The organism is Paraburkholderia sp. EB58, assembly GCF_050436665.1.
Lineage (GTDB): Bacteria > Pseudomonadota > Gammaproteobacteria > Burkholderiales > Burkholderiaceae > Paraburkholderia.
Genome location: NZ_JBNDMQ010000002.1, coordinates 124,389 through 144,929, shown reverse-complemented (window position 1 = coordinate 144,929; position 20,541 = coordinate 124,389). Strand labels below are relative to the sequence as shown.

The window sequence follows — 20,541 nt, the reverse complement described above, 5'->3', positions numbered from 1 at the left end:
GGACGCTGCGCTCAAGGAAACCGAAAACGAGTCGAAATACAACACGCGTGGGTACTCTGTGACAAATGTAGGAAGTCGCTATAATAAGGGCTTCGCCGAGTTAATAGACAACTTGCGGGGCGAAGCTGGAGGGTGCGATCCATGTGATACGCGTCCGCCGGTCAGGAAATCCGCTAAAGCGTCGCCGCTTCAGGCTTCCGGAGCTGGCTACGTGAAACTCAACCGTAACCACACAACAGGAGTCTGCAACGTGGCAAACGACTATCTCTTCACCTCAGAATCCGTTTCCGAAGGTCATCCGGACAAGGTCGCGGACCAGATCTCGGACGCGATTCTCGACGCCATCCTGGCTCAGGACAAATATTCCCGCGTGGCGGCTGAAACGCTGTGCAACACGGGTCTCGTCGTGCTGGCCGGTGAAATCACCACTACCGCGAACGTCGATTACATCCAGGTCGCGCGCAATACGATCAAGCGCATCGGTTACGACAACACCGATTACGGCATCGACTACCGTGGTTGCGCCGTGCTCGTCGCGTACGACAAGCAGTCGCCGGACATCGCCCAGGGCGTGGACCGTGCGCACGACAACAACCTCGATCAGGGCGCGGGCGACCAAGGTCTGATGTTTGGCTATGCGTGCGAAGAAACGCCGGAACTGATGCCGTTGCCGATCCACCTGTCGCACCGTCTGGTGGAACGCCAGGCTAACCTGCGCCGCGACGGCCGTCTGCCCTGGCTGCGTCCGGATGCAAAGTCGCAGGTCACCGTGCGCTACGTCGACGGCAAGCCGCATGCAATCGACACGGTTGTGCTGTCCACGCAGCATTCGCCGGACATCGAGCTGTCCACGCTGCGCGAAGCCGTGATCGAAGAAGTCATCAAGCCGACGCTGCCGGCTGAGCTGATCAAGGGCGACATCAAGTTCCTGGTCAACCCGACCGGCCGGTTCGTGATTGGCGGCCCGCAAGGCGATTGCGGTCTGACGGGCCGTAAGATCATCGTCGACACGTACGGCGGCGCTGCTCCGCACGGCGGCGGCGCGTTCTCGGGCAAGGATCCGTCGAAGGTCGACCGCTCGGCGGCTTATGCTGGCCGCTATGTCGCGAAGAACATCGTGGCTGCGGGTCTCGCGTCGCGCTGCCTGATTCAGGTGTCGTACGCGATCGGCGTGGCTCAACCGACCTCGGTGATGGTCAACACGTTCGGCACGGGCCGCGTGTCGGATGCAACGATCACGCGCCTCGTTCAGGAACACTTCGACCTGCGTCCGAAGGGCATCATCCAGATGCTGGACCTGCTGCGTCCGATCTACGAAAAGAGCGCCGCTTACGGCCACTTCGGCCGTGAAGAGCCGGAGTTCACGTGGGAAGCGACCGACAAGGCACTGGTACTCGCGGAAGCGGCAGGTACGGAGCCGGTGGCCGCACTGGCGTAAGCACGCCGCGCTTAAGCGCACCGCTTAAGCACGCTCGACCGCTTCAACAAAAAACCCCGCCGGCGTTAAGCCGTGCGGGGTTTTTTTGTGCCTGTCAGACGCGGTTGTATTCATAGCCGGCATCCGAATCGCGCACGTAAGCGCGACGCTGGCCCGATTGCCCATGCGACGGGCAACACGCGTGCGTTTCACTGCGCAATTCGACCTGCTAAATGCACCCTTTAGTGGCTCGCGAAGCCGAACCACCCTTCACTGCTAAACGACATCCGGCGCGGGCGGCGGCTGGTACTGCGCGGCGCCGCGACGCGCGGCGCAGGCAACGCACGCAACGGTGTCGGCTTGCGCAGTAGCGTGCGCAGCGAAAAGCGGCGCGAGCCGGCTTGCGTGCGCAGTGCGATGAAGAAGGTCTGGAACCAGGTGCGAATGCCGTCCACCGGTTTGGCGTCGCGCCATTGTCCGGCGAGCGCACGGGTACGAGTTGCGTGATGGCGCAGCGCGCGCACGACGTGGCGGCGCGCGGGACGCGCTGCCTTGAGGGCGGCGCGGGTCAGACGGGTGCTCAGGAGAGTGTGCATGGCTTCAGAGGTAGGCAGCGTGTCGCGCGACGGGAGGTGCCGCAAAAAGCAGCACCAACTATGCCAGCGGAAGCGGCGCGCAAGCCCGAAATTGGACCGGGAGTGGCAGCAGCAGCCCGGAAAGGCCGTGCGCAAAGGAAAGCAGCGGGAATTGCAATCAACATGCGTGCAGGCTACACGCGAATCGTGACGTCAGAAAGTCCGTTTTAACCCTCGGGCTTACGGGTTTTTACGGGGCAGACCGTTCACCGGCGCGGGTTCGATCCGCCCCTTTACGATCGATAAACGTGCACGCCCGCCCTCATGGCGTGCACCTGGCGGTTTGTCGCACCGCAAAGGCCGCACGCTGATCGCGCACGTTTTACAATCGAGCATCGGCCAGTAGAAAGTAACGGAAATACCCCATGTCAGTTCATTCAAAGAAAGAACAGGTTCAGATGTTGCGGGAACGGGGCTTCGTCGTCGTGCCGGGGCTGGTTTCGCCCGAGCGCTGCAACGAAATGAAGCAAATCGCATTGCAGCAATTGCAGGAAGCGGTCGCGCCGATCGAGTTCGAGGCGGATCTGCGCTATCCGGGCGCGCCGGATTCGAAGCACGCGCCTGGCGGCCATACGGTGCGCCGGCTTCTCGATGCCTATGCACGCCACCCGCGCTTTGCCGAGTGGGCGACGGCGCCGGAAATCCGTGGCTGGATGGAAACCTATTTCGGTGAGGAACCGCGTCTGTCGCGCGCCCATCACAATTGCATGATGACCAAGCATCCCGCTTATGGCAGCCTGACCGGCTGGCATCGCGATGTGCGTTACTGGTCGTTCGAGCGGGACGATCTGGTCTCGGTGTGGCTCGCGCTCGGCCCGGAGACCGTCGATAACGGCGCGCTGTGGCTCGTGCCGCAGTCGCACAGCGCAACTTTTACGCCCGAGCGTTTCGATGAAGCGAAGTTCTTCCGCTCCGATTTGCCGGAGAACCAGGCGCTGATCCAGACCGCCGTGTCACCGGAACTCAAGGCTGGCGATGTGGTGTTCTTCCACTGCAACACGCTGCATTCGGCGGGCAAAAACATCAGCGATGAGGTGAAGTTCTCGCTGGTGTACACCTATCACGGCGCGAGCAATGTGCCGCTGCCGGGTTCGCGCTCCGCGTCGAAGCCTGAGGTCGCGTTCTGAAGTGGCCGGGCGCCCGCTCCGCTTGCCGGGTGCCCGCTCCGCTTGCCGGGTGCCCGCTACTGCGTGCCTTAGCGCTTGCCGCTTGAAGTCGCGATGCCGATGAGGCCCGCGAGCGTGGCCACCACGCCGCCTGCAATCAGGTAAATGGCCTTGTTGCTGGGTGAGCCGGTGAACACACGCGACACGTCGCTGCTTAGCGAGTGGTACGCCTGGCCGCCGAAATACAGCAGCAACACGCCGCCAACAATCAATGCGAGCGAAATCGCTTTGGTCATGAAACGCCTCCTATAAACGGGTCGTCGAAGTGTAGGGGAGCGCTGCTGTTGCGTCCATGACCCAACCGCAGCACGAGTCACCTCCTCAACGGCCTCGCCAAACGCTCGCGTCCCGCATAATGGGCGCCAGCAATCCTTTCGACGATTCGCTAAGATACCCAGTTCGTCTCACCCCGCACTGAACCGCACGTGGCCGCGCCATCCGAGCAATCGGCACCGCGGCTGCCTGACGACTCTTCCTTCTGTTTTGATCAAGGGATTCACGCAATGGCTTACGAAGCAGCTTCAGCACGCTATTCGGACATGCAATACCGCGTTTGCGGCAAGTCGGGCCTCAAGCTACCGGCGCTCTCACTGGGCCTGTGGCACAACTTCGGCGATACGACACCGCTCTCCACGCAACGCGAGATTCTGCGCACTGCATTCGATCTCGGCATCACGCACTTCGATCTGGCGAACAACTACGGGCCGCCGTACGGCAGTGCTGAAACGAATTTTGGGCGTCTGTTCAAGGACGACTTCAAGCCGTACCGCGACGAGCTGCTGATCTCGTCGAAGGCGGGCTGGGATATGTGGCCGGGCCCGTACGGCCAGGGCGGTGGCTCGCGTAAATACATACTCGCGAGTCTCGATCAGAGCCTGCAACGCATGGGGCTCGACTACGTGGATATCTTCTATTCGCACCGTTTCGACGCTGACACGCCGCTTGAAGAAACGGCTGGTGCGCTCGCGAGTGCCGTGCAGCAGGGCAAGGCGCTCTACATCGGCATCTCGTCATACTCGGCTGCCAAGACCCGCGAGATGGCGAAGCTGCTCGCCGAATACAAGGTGCCGCTGCTGATTCACCAGCCCGCTTACAACATGCTGAACCGTTGGGTCGAGCACGAGTTGCTGGACACGCTCGATGAACTCGGCACGGGCAGCATTGCCTTCACGCCGCTCGCGCAAGGCCTGCTGACCGGCAAGTACCTGAACGGTGTGCCCGAAGATGCACGCGTCAACAAGCCGGGCGGCGGCTCGCTGAAACAGGACCACCTCAGCGCGCAGAACATCGAGCACGTGCGCAAGCTCAACGAGATCGCCCAGCGTCGCGGTCAGAGTCTCGCGCAAATGGCGCTCGCATGGACGCTGCGTGGCGGCCGCATCACCTCGGCGCTGATCGGCGCGAGCAAGGCCGAGCAGGTGCGTGAAAACGCCGGTGCGCTGAAGAACCTCGAGTTCTCGAAGGAAGAGCTGGCGGAGATCGACCGCTATGCGACCGAGGGCGGCGTGAACCTGTGGGAGAAGCCGTCCACGGACCAGGCCATCTGAAGCTGGCGGCGCGTCCGCCAAACCGTGGTCATGAAAGCCGCCGTAAGGCGGTTTTCCTTTATGGGCGTGGGCCTTGCATGACCGGTTGGGTAACGGGCATGCCGTTCTTCCCGTTGTCATACAGCGCTGCTAAGGTCGCGGGCGATCTCGTCTCGACGGAGGGAAGATGGACCCACGTGCGGCCGCCCAAGCCGGACCGGCAGCGCCAACTACGGAGACGGTGCGACGCACCCCGCGCCGCGCCGCCATCGACGTACGCGCCAATCTCACGCTGCTTGCTGTCGTCACGCTGGCGACGGCACTGCAGCTATTCGGCTTGCCCATCCTGCTGCGCGAATGGGGTACGGCTGCATTAGTGCTGATCGTGCCGCTGGTGGTGTTGACGCCCACACACTGGGGCCTGATTCACGAGGCGATTCACGGACAACTTTTCGCCGGACGGCATCGGAACGAAGTCGTGGCGCGTGCCTTGGCGATCGCGTTCGCGCTGCCGTTCGACGCCGTACGTTTCGGACACCTGATGCATCATCGTTTTACCCGCGAGCCGTTCGACCGCCCGGATGTGCTCGACGGCAGCCGGCCGCTCTGGCAAGTGCGACTCGCGTACTACGGACGTTTGCTGGGCGGCCTGTATGCGGGCGAGGTCGTGTTGCCGCTACTCGCCTTTGCGCCTGCTAACGTTGCGCGCTCGCTCGTGTCCCGTGCTATCGGAGCGGAAGGGGCCGCCGGTGTCGACGTGCAGCGTCTGTTCGCGAGTTTCGCGGCCGACTCCGCGCGGCGCGCGCGAATCCGCCGCGACTGGCTATTCACCCTGGCATTGTTCGCGCTCGCGTTCTATCTGTATGGGACGTGGTGGCCGGTGCTGGCAGTAACGATGTATTTGCGCGGCGTGTGGCTGTCCATCGCGGACAATCTGCCGCACCACGGCGTGCCACTCGATGAACCGGGGCGCTCACGCAACTTTCGCGTGGCGCGCGCATGGCAAGGTGTGCTGATGAATCACCATCTGCATCGCTTGCATCATCAGCATCCGACGCTGCCGTGGACGGCTCTGCTCGCGCTTGAACGCGAAACGCGCAGTGACTCAAGCGGATCGATCGAACCCGCCTATTTCCGCAGCGCGCTGCGCCAGTTCAGCGGGCCCGGCGCAATAGACGCTGCCACGACGTCTTGACTTGCACCCCGACCGCGGCTGCGCGACTAGACCAGCGCGGGTAATCCTTCGACCAGCAGAACCGCGACGCCCACACCCATGAGCGCGCCAATCAGGCGGAACAGGTTGTGTCTGAATTCCGTTTTGCAGGGTAGGGCCCCGACAAACAAAGCGCCGGCCAGCGCCATCGGAATGATCAGAATGAAATCGGCGATCGTGAAGTAGGTCGTCATGCTCGTCTCCTTATGGTGCGCTCGCGGTGTCAGCGACTGTATTTTTGGGCTTGATAGGGCTGACACGCTTGATCTGAGTATAGGCGACGCTTGGGGTGATGTTGGACCTGTTTGCGGCGCTGCAGCGAGGCATCGCAGCGCGTGGAAGTCTTGCGGGGCGGGGCTGGGCGGCTTTTCGCAAAGCGTCACAGCTGCGCCCGGCAGTGTAGTGGATGCTTACAATGTCCTTTCCGGATGGGTCGTGGATGGCGCACGCGACGCCCTTGACCCCAACTCACACCGCGCCACTTTTTTCACGCCGACGTGGTCCAGAGCACGCGCTTCAGCGCGAGCGCTAACGATGTACCGCGGATGCGTTGTGTCGGGTTAGGCACGCAACGCGAGCGCATGTTTTCGATATACGAGTGCCGCAGGGTTTATGATGGGCTCAATAGCATGCGGTACAGTAGGGCCATCGGCTTGGTTTTTTGCCGGCCCACCACCGCGTGCGACGCGGAGACAATCAGGTGCGTGCGCAACGTGTTCGGCGAAGCGGCGCTTTTATCATCACCTCGACCGGCACGATGGTCATAAAGCCGGCTATGGGAGAACGGGGAAATATCATGCAAGTCGGTTCTATTGTCCGCTCCGTGCATATCGCCGTGCCTCAGGGCGCGCGGGGGATTGTCATGCGCATTCTTGGCGACATGGCGATGGTGGCGTGGTACGCCGGTGAACCCGGTACGTCGCTACAACTGAATACGGAACCCTTTTTCCTCGAAGACCTGATCGATACGGGCGAGCTCGTGCGCCCGGCCAGTGCACAGATGCACTGAACGCGGCGCATTCCCGCGCGTGTCGCTGCGGCGCTCGTCTTTGACGGCGGCGCGGCGCACAATGCGGGCATGAACCACGAAACTCACGATTCGCAGGACAGCGTCTCCGGCGCTGTGCCTTTTACCCGGCTTACGCCGGAATGTGTGCTCGACGCAATCGACAGCGTGCTGAGCACGGTTGGCGTGCGCACCGATGGGCGCATGCTGCCGCTCAACAGCTACGAAAACCGCGTCTATCAGATCGGCGTCGAAGACGGACCGCCCGTCGTCGCCAAGTTCTATCGGCCCGAGCGCTGGACGGACGAGGCGATTCTCGAAGAGCACGCGTTCGTCGCTGAACTCGCCGCGCACGAGATTCCGGCGGTGCCTGCGCGCGTCTTCGAAGGCAGTACGCTGCATGCGTTCGACGGCTTTCGCTTCTCGATCTTCGAGCGACGCGGAGGCCGTGCTCCCGACCTGGACCGACGCGATACGCTTGAATGGCTCGGCCGTTTCATCGGCCGCATCCATGCCGTGGGACAGACGCAGGACTACACGGCGCGTCCCACTCTCGACATCCAGACCTTCGGCTATGAGCCGCGCGACTTTCTGCTGTCGCAGCACTTCGTGCCTGACAACGTGCGCACTGCATGGGAAACCGTGGTGAACCTCGCCCTCGAAGCTGTCGAACAGGCGTTCGAGCGAGCCGGCGAAATCCGCGCTTTGCGGATGCACGGCGATTGCCATCCAAGCAACGTGCTGTGGACCGATGCCGGCCCGCATTTTGTGGACTTCGACGATAGTCGCATGGGTCCGGCAGTGCAGGATCTGTGGTTGCTGTTGCCGGGCGAGCGGGCCGAAGCGTCGCGCGCGCTCACCGATCTGCTCGCGGGCTACGAAGACTTCTGCGAATTCGAGCCGCGCGAGCTCCATCTGATCGAAGCATTGCGCACCTTGCGGTTGATTCACTACCAGGCATGGCTCGCACGCCGCTGGGACGATCCGGCCTTTCCTGCGGCGTTTCCGTGGTTCAACACGCAGCGTTACTGGGAAGACCGCATTCTTGAAATGCGCGAGCAGCTCGGCGCCATGCAGGAGGGGCCGCTCTGGCCGGTTTAGCTGGTTTAGGCCGCGCTCGTGGCCAGATCAAGGTGCGAACGGCGAGAGGGATGAGGACGGCGTAGATGGTGAGAACGCCGCCACGTTTGACGGCTCGACCAGCGTCGATTTGACAATCACCTCGGCCCGCACGTCGCGCTCGACCCTCTCGACGGCGGGGCGCATTTGTGCGAAGTCGTCGGGTGTGCAGACATCGCTGTCGAAATGCGTGCTGCCGTCGCGCGTCATTGTCACCACGTTGGTGAGCGGATCGAAGCTGTACTGCGAGTGGAAATCGATGAAGCGGTCCTGCGCTTGCGTCGCCTCGGGCATGTCGAGCACGCGGAAATTAGCTGGCAGCGAGACGCGCGCGTGCTCGTGCAACTCGAGGTTGCGGCACACGAACGGCTGGGTGCGCTGGCGTTCGCCCAACCAGTACTGCGCATCCGCGCTGAAGCCGCCCGCAAAGCTCGTCAGCGCCGGAATGGATGCTGCGGTCCCCGGCACTACGAGGCTCTCCAGGGTGCCTTTCATCGTGATCGTCAACGGACCGTCTGTGGCGTTGAGGTCACTTGTGGAAAGCGTGGCCGTGCCGTTCAGATTGGCACTGCGCAACTCAGCCTGAATCGATTCTTCGCGTTGCGCCGGCGTCTGCATGCGCAGCATTGCGCGTCCCTGTTCCGCGGGCCAGCCGGACGCCTGCACCTGGTAGACGAAACTCGCCGAGCCGTCGGGCGCGACTGTAATGGATAGCTCCGAATGATGCGCCATCGCGGCAGTCGGCGGTGTGTGTGCCAGCTTGCCCTCGGCCACGAGCAGCGCTGGGCGGTCCATGTCGGTCGACGGCAGAAAACCGAATTCCACATTCGACGCCGTCGAGTCGGCGTACATCTGCAGGTCGGGTAGCCAGGTGATCACGTGATTGATCACGCCGTAGCCGGGCACGCTCGGTAGCGTGTAGATCGAGCCGCTGCTGATCAGGGCCGGCTCGTTGCGGATGCCCACGGCGTCGAGCAGCGCGCCGTATAGGGCGACGTGGTCCTTGCAGTCGCCATAGCGGTCCGCGAGGATGGCGCTCGCCGGATGCGGCACCACGGCGCCGCGCCCGACATTGATGGCGACGTAACGTACATTGCGGCGGACCCAGTCGTAGAGTGCCTTGGCTTTCGCACGCTGCGAGGTCTGGTGTGCGGTCACCGATTGCGCGAGTTGCACCAGCGCGGCGTCATGCGCACTCAGGTCTGCCGACGACGCGCGATACGTCGCGGCGAACGCCCCGTAGTCGGCGAAAGTGGACACCATCAGCCGGTCGCCGTACGACACATAAGCCACCGAGCCATGCTCGAGGCGGCTGAAATGCGCCCTGTCGTAGCGGAATTCGTAACGCGTGCGGCCGCCGTGCGTCACCGGCGGTTCGGCCGTGAAGCCGCGTGCGTCGGCATAGAGCGGCTTGTCGGTGGGCAGGTCATAAATCAGGCGAAAGTTGTGGGTCGGTGCGAGATCAGGCGGCGTGAAATCGCTGAATTCGCCCGCTACGATCGCTATCTTCTGTGTCTTGCGATAAGTCAGGTGAACGCGCGAGCCTGGCTCGACCGCGGGAAACACGATCACCTTTTCCTGAATGTCCTGGAACATCGGTGCGTCGAACGAACGGGCTTCCTGTACGTCGCGGATCTCGTCGGGCTGGACGTCATGGCGTACTCCATCTGTACCGGTTGTATAAGCCTCGAGAATCTGCACATCCGCCATGTTGCGGTTGAACCAGATGTATTGCTGCGCCGCGCGCGCGACACCCGCCTCGTTGTTCACGTGCAGCGTCATGCTGTCGAGCTTGCTGAATGAACCGTCTGCGTTGACGGTGAAGGTCTGGGTTTCGCCCTCGTTGGTGTAGGGGTCGTCGGGGTTGACCGCAACGCTCGCGCTGGCGGCGCAGGCGCTCAAGAGCCAGCTGACAGTCGCGATACAGGCGAGCGGGAAGAGGCGCATGGCGGGTTCAGGTGGCCGAACGGAAACGTTGACGGGGCTGTGTCGCTCAGAGTCGGTTCACAGAAGCCACTTGTCAAGCGGGTGGCGCGCACAAACCCGGGTTGTTGCCCGGGCGCTGCGGTGGTGGCTCAGCCTGCTGCGTCCCGGGCCGCAGGCCGAACCCCCAACGAACTGAGTTTTACGTCGCGGTCCGGAAAGCGGGCGATCATGATCAGTTCGCCGCCCAGCGCATGAATATGGTCACGCAGCGTGGAGATATACATGTCCGTTCGCTGCTCGAGCTTGGCGATACTCGGTTGCTTCACCTCCAGCAAACCAGCCAGTTGCTCCTGCGAAAAACCCAGCGCACGGCGCAGTTCCGCGAGCGCCATTTCGACTAGCATTTCGTTGGTCCGTCGCGCTGCCGCAGCGCGCGCTTCGGGTGGCATTTTCGCTGCGAGTTCCGAGAATTTCCTTGCCATTACGGCCTCCTTCCTGATCCAGCCGCGCCAGATGCGCACCGTATAACGCATCTGCGCGCGGGATATTGATTGCATACCACCGGTCGGTACCGGTCTTGTTGCCGCCGAGCAGCAGGATGCCCGTACGGTATGGGTCGGACGCGTAGAGCACGCGATAAGGTTCGCTCGCGTGCTGGACTCTCAATTCGCGCATGCGGCCGTACTTTGAACCTTTGATCTGGCTGCAGTACGGGTACGGCAACTCCGGGCCTACCTGTGCAAGCAAATCAACCGATGCCTTCACCGATACCTGCTCCGCTTGTGTCAAACCCTCCCACCATGCGCCAAAGAGATCGGTGTATTCGATGTCCCACGTCATAAATATAGCCTCCAGTGAATATTCCGTCAATGGAATAGTGACGCCGTCGTGCGGACGATACGCGAGGCCACAAGCAACGTGGAAGCGCCTCGCGCGACGAACGCGTGCCCGCGGCGGCTGATGAGCCGCGCATGAGGCCATGCTAGGGATTTGGAGGAGGGAAACCAGTCAGCCGAATGGCTAACGTTGCAGAGGAATACGAACAAGGTGGAAGTGAAACAAGGGGCTACAGCGCATCGGGCAGTGCACGTTGACGCTGCCCATCACCCCTGCGCGATCACGATACACACTACACGCTACACGTCGCCCCGCCACTAGCCGCTATTTCCCTCGCGGCCTTCGCGCCTTCGACTTGCAGCAAGGTCGGCAGCGACACGCCATTCTTCGCCGCGGTCACTTCCGCAAGAATCGACACGGCGATCTCGGGCGGCGTCCTGCTGCCGATATAGATACCCACCGGGCCATGCAGCCGCGCCAGTTCGGTATCGTTCAGGTCGAACTCCTTGAGCCGCTCGCGCCGGGCGGCATTGTTGCGCCGCGACCCCAGCGCGCCAACATAGAACGCGGGTGTCTTCAACGCCTCCATCAACGCGAGGTCGTCGAGCTTCGGGTCGTGTGTCAGCGCGATCACCGCGCAACGTTCGTCGAGCTTCATGTCGAGCACGGTATCGTCGGGCATTGTGCGTACGATTTTCGTGCCGGGGATATCCCATTCATCGGTGTACTCTTCGCGCGGATCGCAGACCGTCACCTGATAGTCGAGCCCCACCGCGATATGGCAGAGATAGCGCGACAATTGCCCCGCGCCGATTACCAGCATCCGATAACGCGGTCCGTGGATCGTCAGCAAGCGCTGCCCGTCGAAATCGACGCCGTCGGTCGCCTGCGCGGGGCCGAGTCTTGCCGTGCCCGTCGCCATATCCACACGGCGCGCGATCAGCTTGCCGTCTTCGACCGCATCGCAGAGTTCCGCAATACCGCTTTCCCTGTTCAACGGCTCAAGCACCAACTGGATCGTGCCGCCGCAGGGCAACCCGAAGCGATGCGCTTCTTCTGCCGTGATGCCGTACTTGACCGCCTCAGGCACGGTCTGCTCGATGCCGCGTTGCCGCACACGATCGATCAGATCGTCTTCGATGCAGCCGCCCGACACCGATCCCACCACGAGACCGTCGTCGCGCACCGCCAACATCGCGCCTTCCGGGCGCGGCGACGAGCCCCACGTTTTGACCACTGTCACCAGTAGCGCGCGATGTCCCAGTTCGAGCCAGCGTGCACTGGACTTCAGGACTTCGAGATCCACGCTGTCCATGATTTCTTCCTTTTCGTTTGATCGTCGCCGGACTCGGGATCCGCGCCGTCGGTTAATGCTGTGTCGTCTGCTGGCGCCGCGGTTTCGGGCGCCGCATCTGCGTCGCTCTCGCCGGTCACCAAGGCGCTAAAGCGCTTGAAAAATTCGCCGGCTAGCTTGCGCGCCGCACCGTCGACGAGTCGCGAGCCGATCTGCGCCAATTTGCCGCCGACCTCGGCGCTCGCCGTATAGGTCAGCCTGGTGGCTTGCGCGCCGTCAGGTTCGAGCGTGACGCGGGCGTTGCCTTTACCGAAGCCCGCCACCCCGCCCTGACCCTCGAAGACGATGGTGTACGTCTGCGGCGCGTTGATATCGGTCAGCAGCATACGCCCTTTGAAGCGAGCCTTCACTGGACCCACCGACGCAGCCATCGACAGCGCAAACGCGTTCTCGCCGTCCGCTTCGATGCTTTCGCAGCCGGGAATCGACGCCCGCAGGATGGCGGTGTCGTTCAGCGCCTCCCATGTGCGTTGCTGCGAAACGGCTAACGTATAGCTTTCGGTCAATTCCATCGAGTGGCTCCTGCAGGTGTTCCGGTCGCCGAGGTGGCGCGGGGGGCGCGCGTCAGTTGCGCCAGATCGCGGCCGAATGCAGCCAGACTATCAAGATTATGAACTGATTGATGCGCATCGACATGGGGCAGGATCGCCCGCACGCCGCGCGCCTTCGCGGAAAAGCCGCTGTACCGCAGCAGCGGGTTGAGCCAGACGATGCGGTGGGCGAAGCGGCGCAGCCGCGCCATTTCGCTGTCGAGCAGGTCGATGGCCTCGTGGTCGAGGCCGTCGGTGACGAGCAGCACCGTTGCCCTGCCGGTCAACACGCGACGTGCCCAGCGCCGGTTGAACTCAGCGAGCGCCGCGCCGATGCGCGTGCCGCCCGACCAGTCCACCACCTGCTCGGCCAGCGCGGCGATCGCCACGTCGGGATCGCGCTCACGCAGCGCGCGCGTCGCATTGGTGAGGCGCGTGCCGAACAAGAATACCTGCAGCCGTTCGCGCGACTGCAATAATGCGTGACAGAAATACAGCACCGCGCGCGAATAAGCGCTCATCGATCCGGAGATATCGAGCAGCAGCACGAGCGGCGGTTTGCGTTCGGTAACGGCGCGGTATTTCCACACGGTCCAGTCGCCGCCGGAGCGTACCGCGTGACGCGCGCTCGCCCGCAGGTCCGCGTGGGTGCCGCGCGAGGCCGCCTTGAGGCGGCGCGTCGGCTCGGTGGCAAGCGGCAGTCGATGGCCGCGGATCACATGGCGCAGCGTGCGCCATTCATCGGCGCTAAGGGTGTCGAAGTCGCGGTGGCGCAGCCGCTCTTCGGCGCTGAAGGTGACGTGGGCGTGCAGTTCGTGCTGCTCGGTTTCGGGCGCAGCCCGTGCGTTGCGTGAGCCGGGCGGACGGGCGGCGAGCGCGTCGGCGAGACGGTTGTTGCGCCTGGGCGGCGGCAGACCGTTGCGTACCTTCGGCAACAGCAGCGCGCGCAGCTTGCCCTCCCAGTCGGGATCGCGCCAGAACAGGTTGAAGGCGGCGTTGAATATCTCGCGTTCGTCGGGTGCAGAGACCAGCAGCGCAGCCAGTGCGGCGCAGACGTCGTCGCGACGGCCGAGGTCGATCCAGCGCAACGCCGCGAGTGCATCCACCGCGTGCGACGGCGACATCGGCAGACCCGCGCCGCGCAGCACGCGTACGAAATGAACCACGTTGTGCGCAAGTGTGGGACGCAGTTCGTCGTCAGGAATACTCGCTATTGCTGTCATCCCCGCTGTCATCCCTTCACCGCCAGACAGTGCGCGATCTGCGCCGCGTCGATACGCGCCAGATCGTCCTGATACTTGAGCAGCACGCCGAGCGTGTCCTGCACCGATTGCGGGTCGAGTTCAGTGACGCTCAAGGCAGCGAGCGCGCGGCACCAATCGATCGTCTCAGCGATCCCCGGCGCCTTGAACAGATCCATGCTGCGCAACTGATGCACGAAATCGACGGCACGCCGTTGCAACTCGGCGCTCGTTTGCGGGGCTCTTGCGGCGACGATCGCCAACTCGCGATCGCGCTCCGGATAGCCGATCCATTGATACAGGCAGCGGCGCTTCAACGCGTCGTGGACTTCGCGGGTGCGGTTCGAGGTCATCACGACGAGCGGCGGCTGCTCGGCGCGCACCGTGCCGTATTCCGGAATCGACACCTGAAAGTCCGATAGCAGTTCGAGCAGAAACGCTTCGAACGGCTCGTCGGCGCGGTCGATCTCGTCGATCAGCAGCACGCGGCGCGCGCCGGGATGCTGTTCGTCGGGCATCAGCGCCTGCAACAGCGGGCGCTTGAGCAGGAATTCGCTGCGATAAAGCGTGTCGTTGCCGGGCCGCTCACCGGCGGCTTCCGCCAGCCGCAGCGCCATGATCTGACGCGGGTAGTCCCACTCGTAGAGCGCGCTGGCGGTATCGAGCCCCTCGTAGCATTGCAGCCGCAGCATCGACGTGCCGAGCAGGCCAGCGGCCGCTTTAGCCAGCTCAGTCTTGCCGACTCCCGGCTCGCCCTCGACGAACAACGGCCGTTCCATACGCAGCGCAAGATACAGCGCGGTCGCCAGTTCGCGGTTCGCGAAATAGCCTTGGGCGCTGAGCTGGGCGAGGGTGTCGTCGATTGAAGCTGGCTGCATGATGCTCCCGAAGCCGGACGGCGGTAAGACGAAACGGCCCGGTCGCGCCGGGCGCACGCGATGCGCGGAGGTCGCGCCGCGCCCGGCTAAGCCGTCCGTCCTCCGCAGGACTCCGTACTAACCGTTCGCGGTGGTCACCGCCCTTGCCGCCAGCACCGGAATCAGATGCGCCCGGTATTCGGCGCTGGCGTGCATATCGGTGTTCAGCTCATCCGCGGACACCGTGACGGCACGCGCGGCCGCCGGCGTAAAGTCGGCGGTGAGCGCGCTCTCCAGGTCTGTGGCGCGAAATACCGATGCTCCCGCGCCCGTCACGGCCACCCGCACCCCATCCGTGCGTTTTGCGACGAACACGCCGACCAGCGCGAAGTGCGAAGCCGGATTGCGGAATTTCTCGTAGGCGCTGCGCTCGGCAACCGGAAACTCGACGGCGGTGATCAGTTCGTCGGGCGCGAGCGCGGTCTCGTACATGCCGACAAAGAAGTCGTCAGCAGCAATGCGCCGCCGGTCCGTCACGATCGTCGCACCGAGAGCCAGCGCCGCAGCCGGATAGCACGCTGCCGGATCGTTGTTCGCGAGCGAACCGCCGATCGTGCCGAGCGCGCGCACCTGACGGTCACCAATATGGCTCGCTAGGCTGGCTAGCCCAGGCAAAACGCGCTGGATATCGGCATGATCGGCGACGTCTGCATGACAGACGGCCGCGCCAATGGTCACGGCGTTGGCGTCGACGCGAATCTCCTTGAGCGCGGCAATGCGCGTGACGTCGATCAGTTTCGAGGGATGCGCGAGACGCAGGCGCATGGTCGGCAGCAGGCTCTGGCCGCCGGCGAGGAATTTTGCGTCGCTGTCACCGGCGAGCGCTGCAACCGCCGCTTTCGGGTCGGCCGCACGTTGATAGTCGAATGTGTACATGTCGGCTTGCTCCGGTCAGGGTTGTTGCGCAGCGCGGATCGCGGACCACACACGGTGCGGCGTGGCAGGCATTTGCAGATCCTTCACGCCGAGCGGTGCCAGCGCATCGAGGATCGCGTTGATCACCGCCGGCGGCGAGCCGATGGCGCCCGCTTCACCGCAGCCCTTCACCCCGAGCGGGTTGTGCGTACACGGCGTGCCTTTGGCGGTCTCCACAGTGAAACTCGGCAGATCGGAGGCGCGCGGCATTGCGTAGTCCATGTATGAGCCGGACAGCAACTGACCGCTGTCGTTGTCGTACACGCAGCGTTCGAGCATCGCCTGGCCGATCCCCTGACCCAGGCCGCCATGCACCTGGCCTTCAACGATCATCGGGTTGATCACGTTGCCGAAATCGTCGACTGCGGTGAACTGCTGGACGCGGCACTCGCCGGTATCCGGATCGACTTCCACTTCGCAGATATAGGAGCCGGCCGGGTAGGTGAAGTTGGTCGGGTCGTAGAACGCGCTTTCGTCGAGCCCCGGTTCGAGCTTGTCGAGCGGGTAGTTGTGCGGCACGTAGGCAGCGAGCGAGATATCGGCGAAGGCCTTGGTGCGGTCCGTGCCGGCGACGCGGAACACGCCGTCCTTGAACTCGATGTCTTCGGCCGCCGCTTCCAGCAGATGCGCGGCGATCTTCTTCGCTTTCGATTCAATCTTGTCGAGCGCCTTCATGATGGCCGAGCCGCCCACCGCAATCGAGCGCGAACCATACGTGCCCATGCCGAATGGAATCCGGCCGGTGTCGCCGTGGACGATTTCGACGTTGGACAAAGGAATCCCGAGCCGGTCCGCGACCACCTGGGCAAACGTCGTCTCATGCCCTTGACCGTGGCTATGCGAGCCGGTGAACACGGTGACCGAACCAGTTGGATGCACGCGCACTTCACCCGCTTCGAACAAACCGGCTCGTGCGCCGAGCGCGCCGGCGATGTTAGACGGTGCGAGGCCACAGGCTTCGATGTAGCACGAGTAACCAAGTCCGCGACGCTTGCCGTTCTGTTCCGAGGCCTGCTTGCGGGCCGCGAAGCCCTTCACGTCAGCGAGTTCTAGCGCGCGGGCGAGCGTGGTTTCGTAATCGCCGGTGTCGTAGGTGAGGCCCACCGGCGTTGCATACGGAAACGTGCGAATGAAGTTGCGGCGGCGAATTTCGGCCGGGTCGAGATTCATCTCGCGAGCGGCCGTTTCGACCAGCCGTTCGACCACGTAGGTGGCTTCGGGTCGGCCCGCTCCGCGATACGCATCCACTGGGACCGTATTGGTGAAGACTGCCTTCACCTCCGCGTAGATCGCGGGCGTTGCATATTGGCCGGCGAGCAGGGTTGCATAGAGGATGGTCGGCACGCTCGAGGCGAAGGTCGACAGGTACGCGCCCATGTTGGCGATGGTATGCACGCGCATGGCGAGGAATTTGCCGTCGGCGTCCATGGCCAGTTCGGCCTTCGTCACATGGTCGCGGCCGTGCGCGTCGGAGATGAAGGCCTCCGAACGTTCAGCAGTCCATTTCACCGGCCGGCGGATTTTCTTCGACGCCCAGGTGAGTGCCACATCTTCGGCGTACAGAAAGATCTTCGAACCGAAACCACCGCCGACATCCGGCGCAATCACGCGCAGTTTCGATTCCGGCAGCGACAGCACGAACGCCGCCATCAGCAGCCGCTCGACGTGCGGATTCTGATTCGCCACGTAGACCGTGTAGCTGTCGTCCTGGGGCGACCAGCTCGCGTTCACCGCACGCGGTTCGATTGCGTTCGGGATCAGGCGGTTGTTGACGATGTCGAGCGTCGTGACGTGCGCGGCTTTAGCGAAGGCGGCATCGGTCGCGGCCTTGTCGCCGTGGCCCCACGTGTAGCAGACGTTGTCCGGCACTTCGTCGTGCACGGCGGGCTGGCCTGGATCGGCGGCATGCGCCGTATCCACCACGGCGGGCAGCACGTCGTAATCGACCTCGATTAGCTCGACCGCGTCTTTCGCTTCTTTCAGCGACTTCGCGATCACCAGTGCCACCTGGTCGCCGACGTGACGCGCCTTGGTATGCGCCATCACCGGATGCGGCGGTTCGTTCATCGGCTTGCCGTCGACGCTATGGATCAGCCAGCCGCAGGGCAGGCCACCCACACTATCAGCGGCCATATCCGCGCCGGTGAAAACGGCTACCACGCCAGGCGATTGCTTCGCCGCAGCCGTGTCGACACTTTTGATCCGCGCATGCGCATACGGCGAGCGCAGAAACACGGCGTAGGTTTGCTGGGGCAGAACGACATCGTCGGTGTACTGACCATTGCCGGTCAGGAACCGGTAGTCTTCCTTGCGCTGGACGGAGGCGCCAATCAGCGGATGCGGGTCGGGTGCGTTCATCGTCGTCTCCTTAGGCCGTGACTTTGTCGGCTGCCAGAGCGGCGGCGCCGGACTTCATGCCGGCAGCGCCTTCGAGCACGGCCTTGACGATGTTGTGATACCCCGTACAGCGGCACAGGTTGCCGTCGAGCTGGGCGCGCACATCCGCTTCGGTGAGATCCGGCTGACGTTGCACCAGCGAAGTCGCGCTCATCACCATGCCCGGCGTGCAGAAACCGCACTGCAGGCCGTGGCAGGCGCGAAACGCGGTCTGCATGGGATGCAGTTCGCCGTCCTTGGCGAGGCCTTCGATGGTGGTGATCTCGGTGCCTTCAGCCTGCACGGCGAGGATGTTGCACGATTTGACCGCACGTCCGTTCAGATGAACCGTGCAAGCGCCGCACTGGGCCGTGTCGCAGCCGATATGCGTGCCGGTGAGCCGGAGTTGATCGCGCAGGAACTGGACAAGCAGGGTGTGAGGCTCGATTTCGGCGGTAACGGGCGCGCCGTTCACCGTCAGACTGATGCTGATCGCCATGAACTGTCTCCTTGGGGGATCGAGACCGGCGCGGGCCCACTTTCACTTCCTTCCGCCTGCCTGCTGTGAGGGCTCGCTTCGGTTTGTGCTTTTTATGGTTCCACCGAAAAGTAAAGCACAAATCGGACAGGCGTGCTATCCGGGGAAATCGTCCGGCGGTCTGGCACGCCATGGCACGATGAGCGCGGTGCGGCGGCCGGGCAAGAAAAAACGGCACGCTGCGTAAGCAGACGTGCCGTTTCGGGGCGGGTTAAGGTTCGTGAAGGCCAATGAGCTTGGGTGAGCGTCGGTAAGCGCCGGCGGGCGGCGCTCAGCTTCGCGGGGCCGGTACGTCAGTGGTCCTGCAAGCCGTGCCCGAGTTTCGAATGGCGGCGCGAGTAGCCGAAATAGATCACCATGCCGATCAGCAGCCAGATCACGAATGCGACCCAGGTGACCAGCTTCAGGTTCGCCATCAGGAACAGGCACGACGCCACCGCGAGCACCGGCACAACCGGCACGCCCGGGCAGCGGAATGCGCGCGGCAATTCCGGATGGGTCTTGCGCAGGATCAACACAGCGATCGATACCATCGAAAACGCCGCCAGCGTGCCGATATTGATCAACTCCGCGAGCACGTTGAGCGGCACCAGCGCGCCGATCAGGCCGAAGAAAATGCCGACGAGCCACGTAGTGAAGAACGGCGTCGCAAAACGCGGATGTACGCGCGAGAGTTTGGAGGGCAGCAGCCCGTCGCGCGACATGGCGAAAATCACACGCGTCTGGCCATAGGCCATCACCAGAATCACGGTCAGCATGCCGAGCACGGCGCCCAGATCGATAAATCCGGCCACCCATTTCTCCCCCGCCACTTGCAGCGCGTACGACACCGGATGCGAGATGCTGGCGAACTGCGCCGATGGCACGATACCGGTCACGACTGCCGCGACCGCCACGTACAGCACTGCGCACACGCCGAGCGACGCAATGATGCCGATCGGCAGGTCGCGCTTCGGATCCTTCACCTCTTCGGCTGCGGACGACACGGAATCGAAGCCGATAAACGCAAAAAACATCACCGCGGCCGCGCCGAACACGCCGTTCCAGCCATTCGGCATGAACGGATGCCAGTTGGCGGGCGTGACGTGGAACACACCGACGCCGATCACCAGCAGCACGACGATCACCTTGATCGCCACCATGATGTTGTTGATACGTGCGGATTCGCGGATGCCGACCGACAGCAGCGCGGTGATGGCCATCATCACGAGGAAGGCGGGCAGGTTGAACAAGGTCATATGACCGGGCAGCGCGCCGGGCGCGGCCGACAGGGCGACCGGCAGCGTTACGCCGAAGCCCGACAGCAGTGACTGCAGATAGCCCGACCAGCCCACCGACACGGCCGACGTAGCGAGCCCGTATTCGAGCATCAGGTCCCAGCCGATGATCCATGCGGCCAGTTCGCCGAGGGTGGCGTACGAATAGGTGTAGATCGAGCCGGCGACTGGAATGGTCGAAGCGAACTCGGCATAGGCGAGCGCTGCGAAGCCGCAGGCGATAGCCGCGATGATGAACGACAGCATCAGCGCCGGACCGGCCTGCACGGCGCCGGTGCCGGTCAGGACGAAAATGCCGGTGCCGATAATGGCGCCGACACCGAGGAAAGTGAGGTCGAGCGCGCCGAGGGTTTTCTTCAGGCCGCCGCTTTTGGTGCTGGCGGCGAGCATGTGCTCAACGCTTTTCTTGCGGAACAGGGACATTGGCGTGGGTCTCCGGTAGTGCACGCATCTTGCGCGCCGAATGTCGGGAAACCCAATATCTTAGCGGATGTGCGACCTGTCACTTTTCCGGGATGGCACGCGCGGGTGCGGGGGCGGCGGGGAAA

At 63.5% G+C, this 20,541-nt stretch carries 19 protein-coding genes and 1 pseudogene; 6 read left to right on the top strand and 14 right to left on the bottom strand.

Going from position 1 to position 20,541, the window contains the following annotated elements; translation table 11 throughout:
- Window positions 1-250: 250 nt before the first annotated feature.
- Window positions 251-1,438, top strand: coding sequence for a methionine adenosyltransferase (gene metK / locus P3T40_RS03275; protein WP_429266249.1), 1,188 nt, complete (start codon window positions 251-253; stop codon window positions 1,436-1,438).
- A gap of 221 nt (window positions 1,439-1,659) precedes the next feature.
- On the opposite strand, the gene P3T40_RS03270 is transcribed toward metK, so the two are convergent.
- A complete protein-coding gene (locus tag P3T40_RS03270; RefSeq protein WP_429266248.1) occupies window positions 1,660-2,013 on the bottom strand; it encodes a hypothetical protein in 354 nt (117 codons plus the stop codon).
- Window positions 2,014-2,417: 404 nt separating this feature from the next.
- Between P3T40_RS03270 and P3T40_RS03265 the strand changes: the two genes are divergently transcribed.
- Window positions 2,418-3,179, top strand: coding sequence for a phytanoyl-CoA dioxygenase family protein (locus tag P3T40_RS03265; protein WP_429266247.1), 762 nt, complete (start codon window positions 2,418-2,420; stop codon window positions 3,177-3,179).
- Between the two features lie 68 nt (window positions 3,180-3,247).
- On the opposite strand, the gene P3T40_RS03260 is transcribed toward P3T40_RS03265, so the two are convergent.
- Window positions 3,248-3,454, bottom strand: a complete 207-nt coding sequence (locus P3T40_RS03260) for a DUF3185 family protein (RefSeq protein WP_429266246.1) — start codon at window positions 3,452-3,454, stop codon at window positions 3,248-3,250.
- Between the two features lie 267 nt (window positions 3,455-3,721).
- Here P3T40_RS03260 and mgrA point away from each other — a divergent pair, with 267 nt between their 5' ends.
- A complete protein-coding gene (gene mgrA / locus P3T40_RS03255) occupies window positions 3,722-4,765 on the top strand; it encodes an L-glyceraldehyde 3-phosphate reductase (RefSeq protein WP_429266245.1) in 1,044 nt (347 codons plus the stop codon).
- 166 nt (window positions 4,766-4,931) lie between these two features.
- On the top strand, window positions 4,932-5,939 hold the full coding sequence (locus tag P3T40_RS03250; RefSeq protein ID WP_429266244.1) for a fatty acid desaturase: 1,008 nt from the start codon (window positions 4,932-4,934) through the stop codon (window positions 5,937-5,939).
- A gap of 26 nt (window positions 5,940-5,965) precedes the next feature.
- Here P3T40_RS03250 and P3T40_RS03245 read toward each other — a convergent pair whose 3' ends face one another.
- A complete protein-coding gene (locus P3T40_RS03245; protein WP_429266243.1) occupies window positions 5,966-6,151 on the bottom strand; it encodes a hypothetical protein in 186 nt (61 codons plus the stop codon).
- Between the two features lie 602 nt (window positions 6,152-6,753).
- Here P3T40_RS03245 and P3T40_RS03240 point away from each other — a divergent pair.
- A complete protein-coding gene (locus tag P3T40_RS03240; RefSeq protein WP_074263085.1) occupies window positions 6,754-6,966 on the top strand; it encodes a hypothetical protein in 213 nt (70 codons plus the stop codon).
- Between the two features lie 69 nt (window positions 6,967-7,035).
- Entirely contained in the window at window positions 7,036-8,064 is a 1,029-nt protein-coding gene (locus tag P3T40_RS03235) for a serine/threonine protein kinase (protein WP_429266242.1), read from the top strand.
- Window positions 8,065-8,091: 27 nt separating this feature from the next.
- Here the strand turns inward: P3T40_RS03235 and P3T40_RS03230 are convergent, their stop codons facing one another.
- From P3T40_RS03230 to P3T40_RS03180, 11 genes and pseudogenes are all read right to left on the bottom strand, one after another.
- Window positions 8,092-10,029, bottom strand: a complete 1,938-nt coding sequence (locus P3T40_RS03230) for a DUF3857 domain-containing transglutaminase family protein (protein ID WP_429266241.1) — start codon at window positions 10,027-10,029, stop codon at window positions 8,092-8,094.
- Between the two features lie 128 nt (window positions 10,030-10,157).
- Window positions 10,158-10,565 (bottom strand): helix-turn-helix domain-containing protein, encoded by a 408-nt coding sequence (locus tag P3T40_RS03225; RefSeq protein ID WP_429266240.1) that lies wholly within the window; start codon window positions 10,563-10,565, stop codon window positions 10,158-10,160.
- Between the two features lie 25 nt (window positions 10,566-10,590).
- Window positions 10,591-10,848, bottom strand: a pseudogene (locus P3T40_RS03220) (type II toxin-antitoxin system RelE/ParE family toxin); the annotation flags it as partial.
- A 289-nt stretch (window positions 10,849-11,137) separates the two neighbouring features.
- Entirely contained in the window at window positions 11,138-12,160 is a 1,023-nt protein-coding gene (locus tag P3T40_RS03215) for an XdhC family protein (RefSeq protein WP_429266239.1), read from the bottom strand.
- Window positions 12,133-12,711 (bottom strand): CoxG family protein, encoded by a 579-nt coding sequence (locus P3T40_RS03210; protein ID WP_429266238.1) that lies wholly within the window; start codon window positions 12,709-12,711, stop codon window positions 12,133-12,135. Before P3T40_RS03210 ends, P3T40_RS03215 begins: the two co-directional genes overlap by 28 nt.
- Window positions 12,702-13,964: a vWA domain-containing protein gene (locus tag P3T40_RS03205; RefSeq protein WP_429266237.1), complete on the bottom strand. Its 1,263-nt coding sequence runs from the start codon at window positions 13,962-13,964 to the stop codon at window positions 12,702-12,704. Before P3T40_RS03205 ends, P3T40_RS03210 begins: the two co-directional genes overlap by 10 nt.
- A complete protein-coding gene (locus P3T40_RS03200; protein ID WP_429266236.1) occupies window positions 13,961-14,848 on the bottom strand; it encodes an AAA family ATPase in 888 nt (295 codons plus the stop codon). Before P3T40_RS03200 ends, P3T40_RS03205 begins: the two co-directional genes overlap by 4 nt.
- 117 nt (window positions 14,849-14,965) lie before the next feature.
- A complete protein-coding gene (locus tag P3T40_RS03195; protein WP_429266235.1) occupies window positions 14,966-15,763 on the bottom strand; it encodes an FAD binding domain-containing protein in 798 nt (265 codons plus the stop codon).
- A gap of 15 nt (window positions 15,764-15,778) precedes the next feature.
- The gene (locus P3T40_RS03190) at window positions 15,779-18,160 is read right to left on the bottom strand and encodes a xanthine dehydrogenase family protein molybdopterin-binding subunit (protein ID WP_429266234.1); all 2,382 of its coding nucleotides are present in this window, start codon (window positions 18,158-18,160) and stop codon (window positions 15,779-15,781) included.
- A 10-nt stretch (window positions 18,161-18,170) separates the two neighbouring features.
- Window positions 18,171-18,677: a (2Fe-2S)-binding protein gene (locus P3T40_RS03185; protein ID WP_429266233.1), complete on the bottom strand. Its 507-nt coding sequence runs from the start codon at window positions 18,675-18,677 to the stop codon at window positions 18,171-18,173.
- A 332-nt stretch (window positions 18,678-19,009) separates the two neighbouring features.
- The gene (locus P3T40_RS03180; protein ID WP_429266232.1) at window positions 19,010-20,416 is read right to left on the bottom strand and encodes an amino acid permease; all 1,407 of its coding nucleotides are present in this window, start codon (window positions 20,414-20,416) and stop codon (window positions 19,010-19,012) included.
- Between the last annotated feature and the right edge of the window lie 125 nt (window positions 20,417-20,541).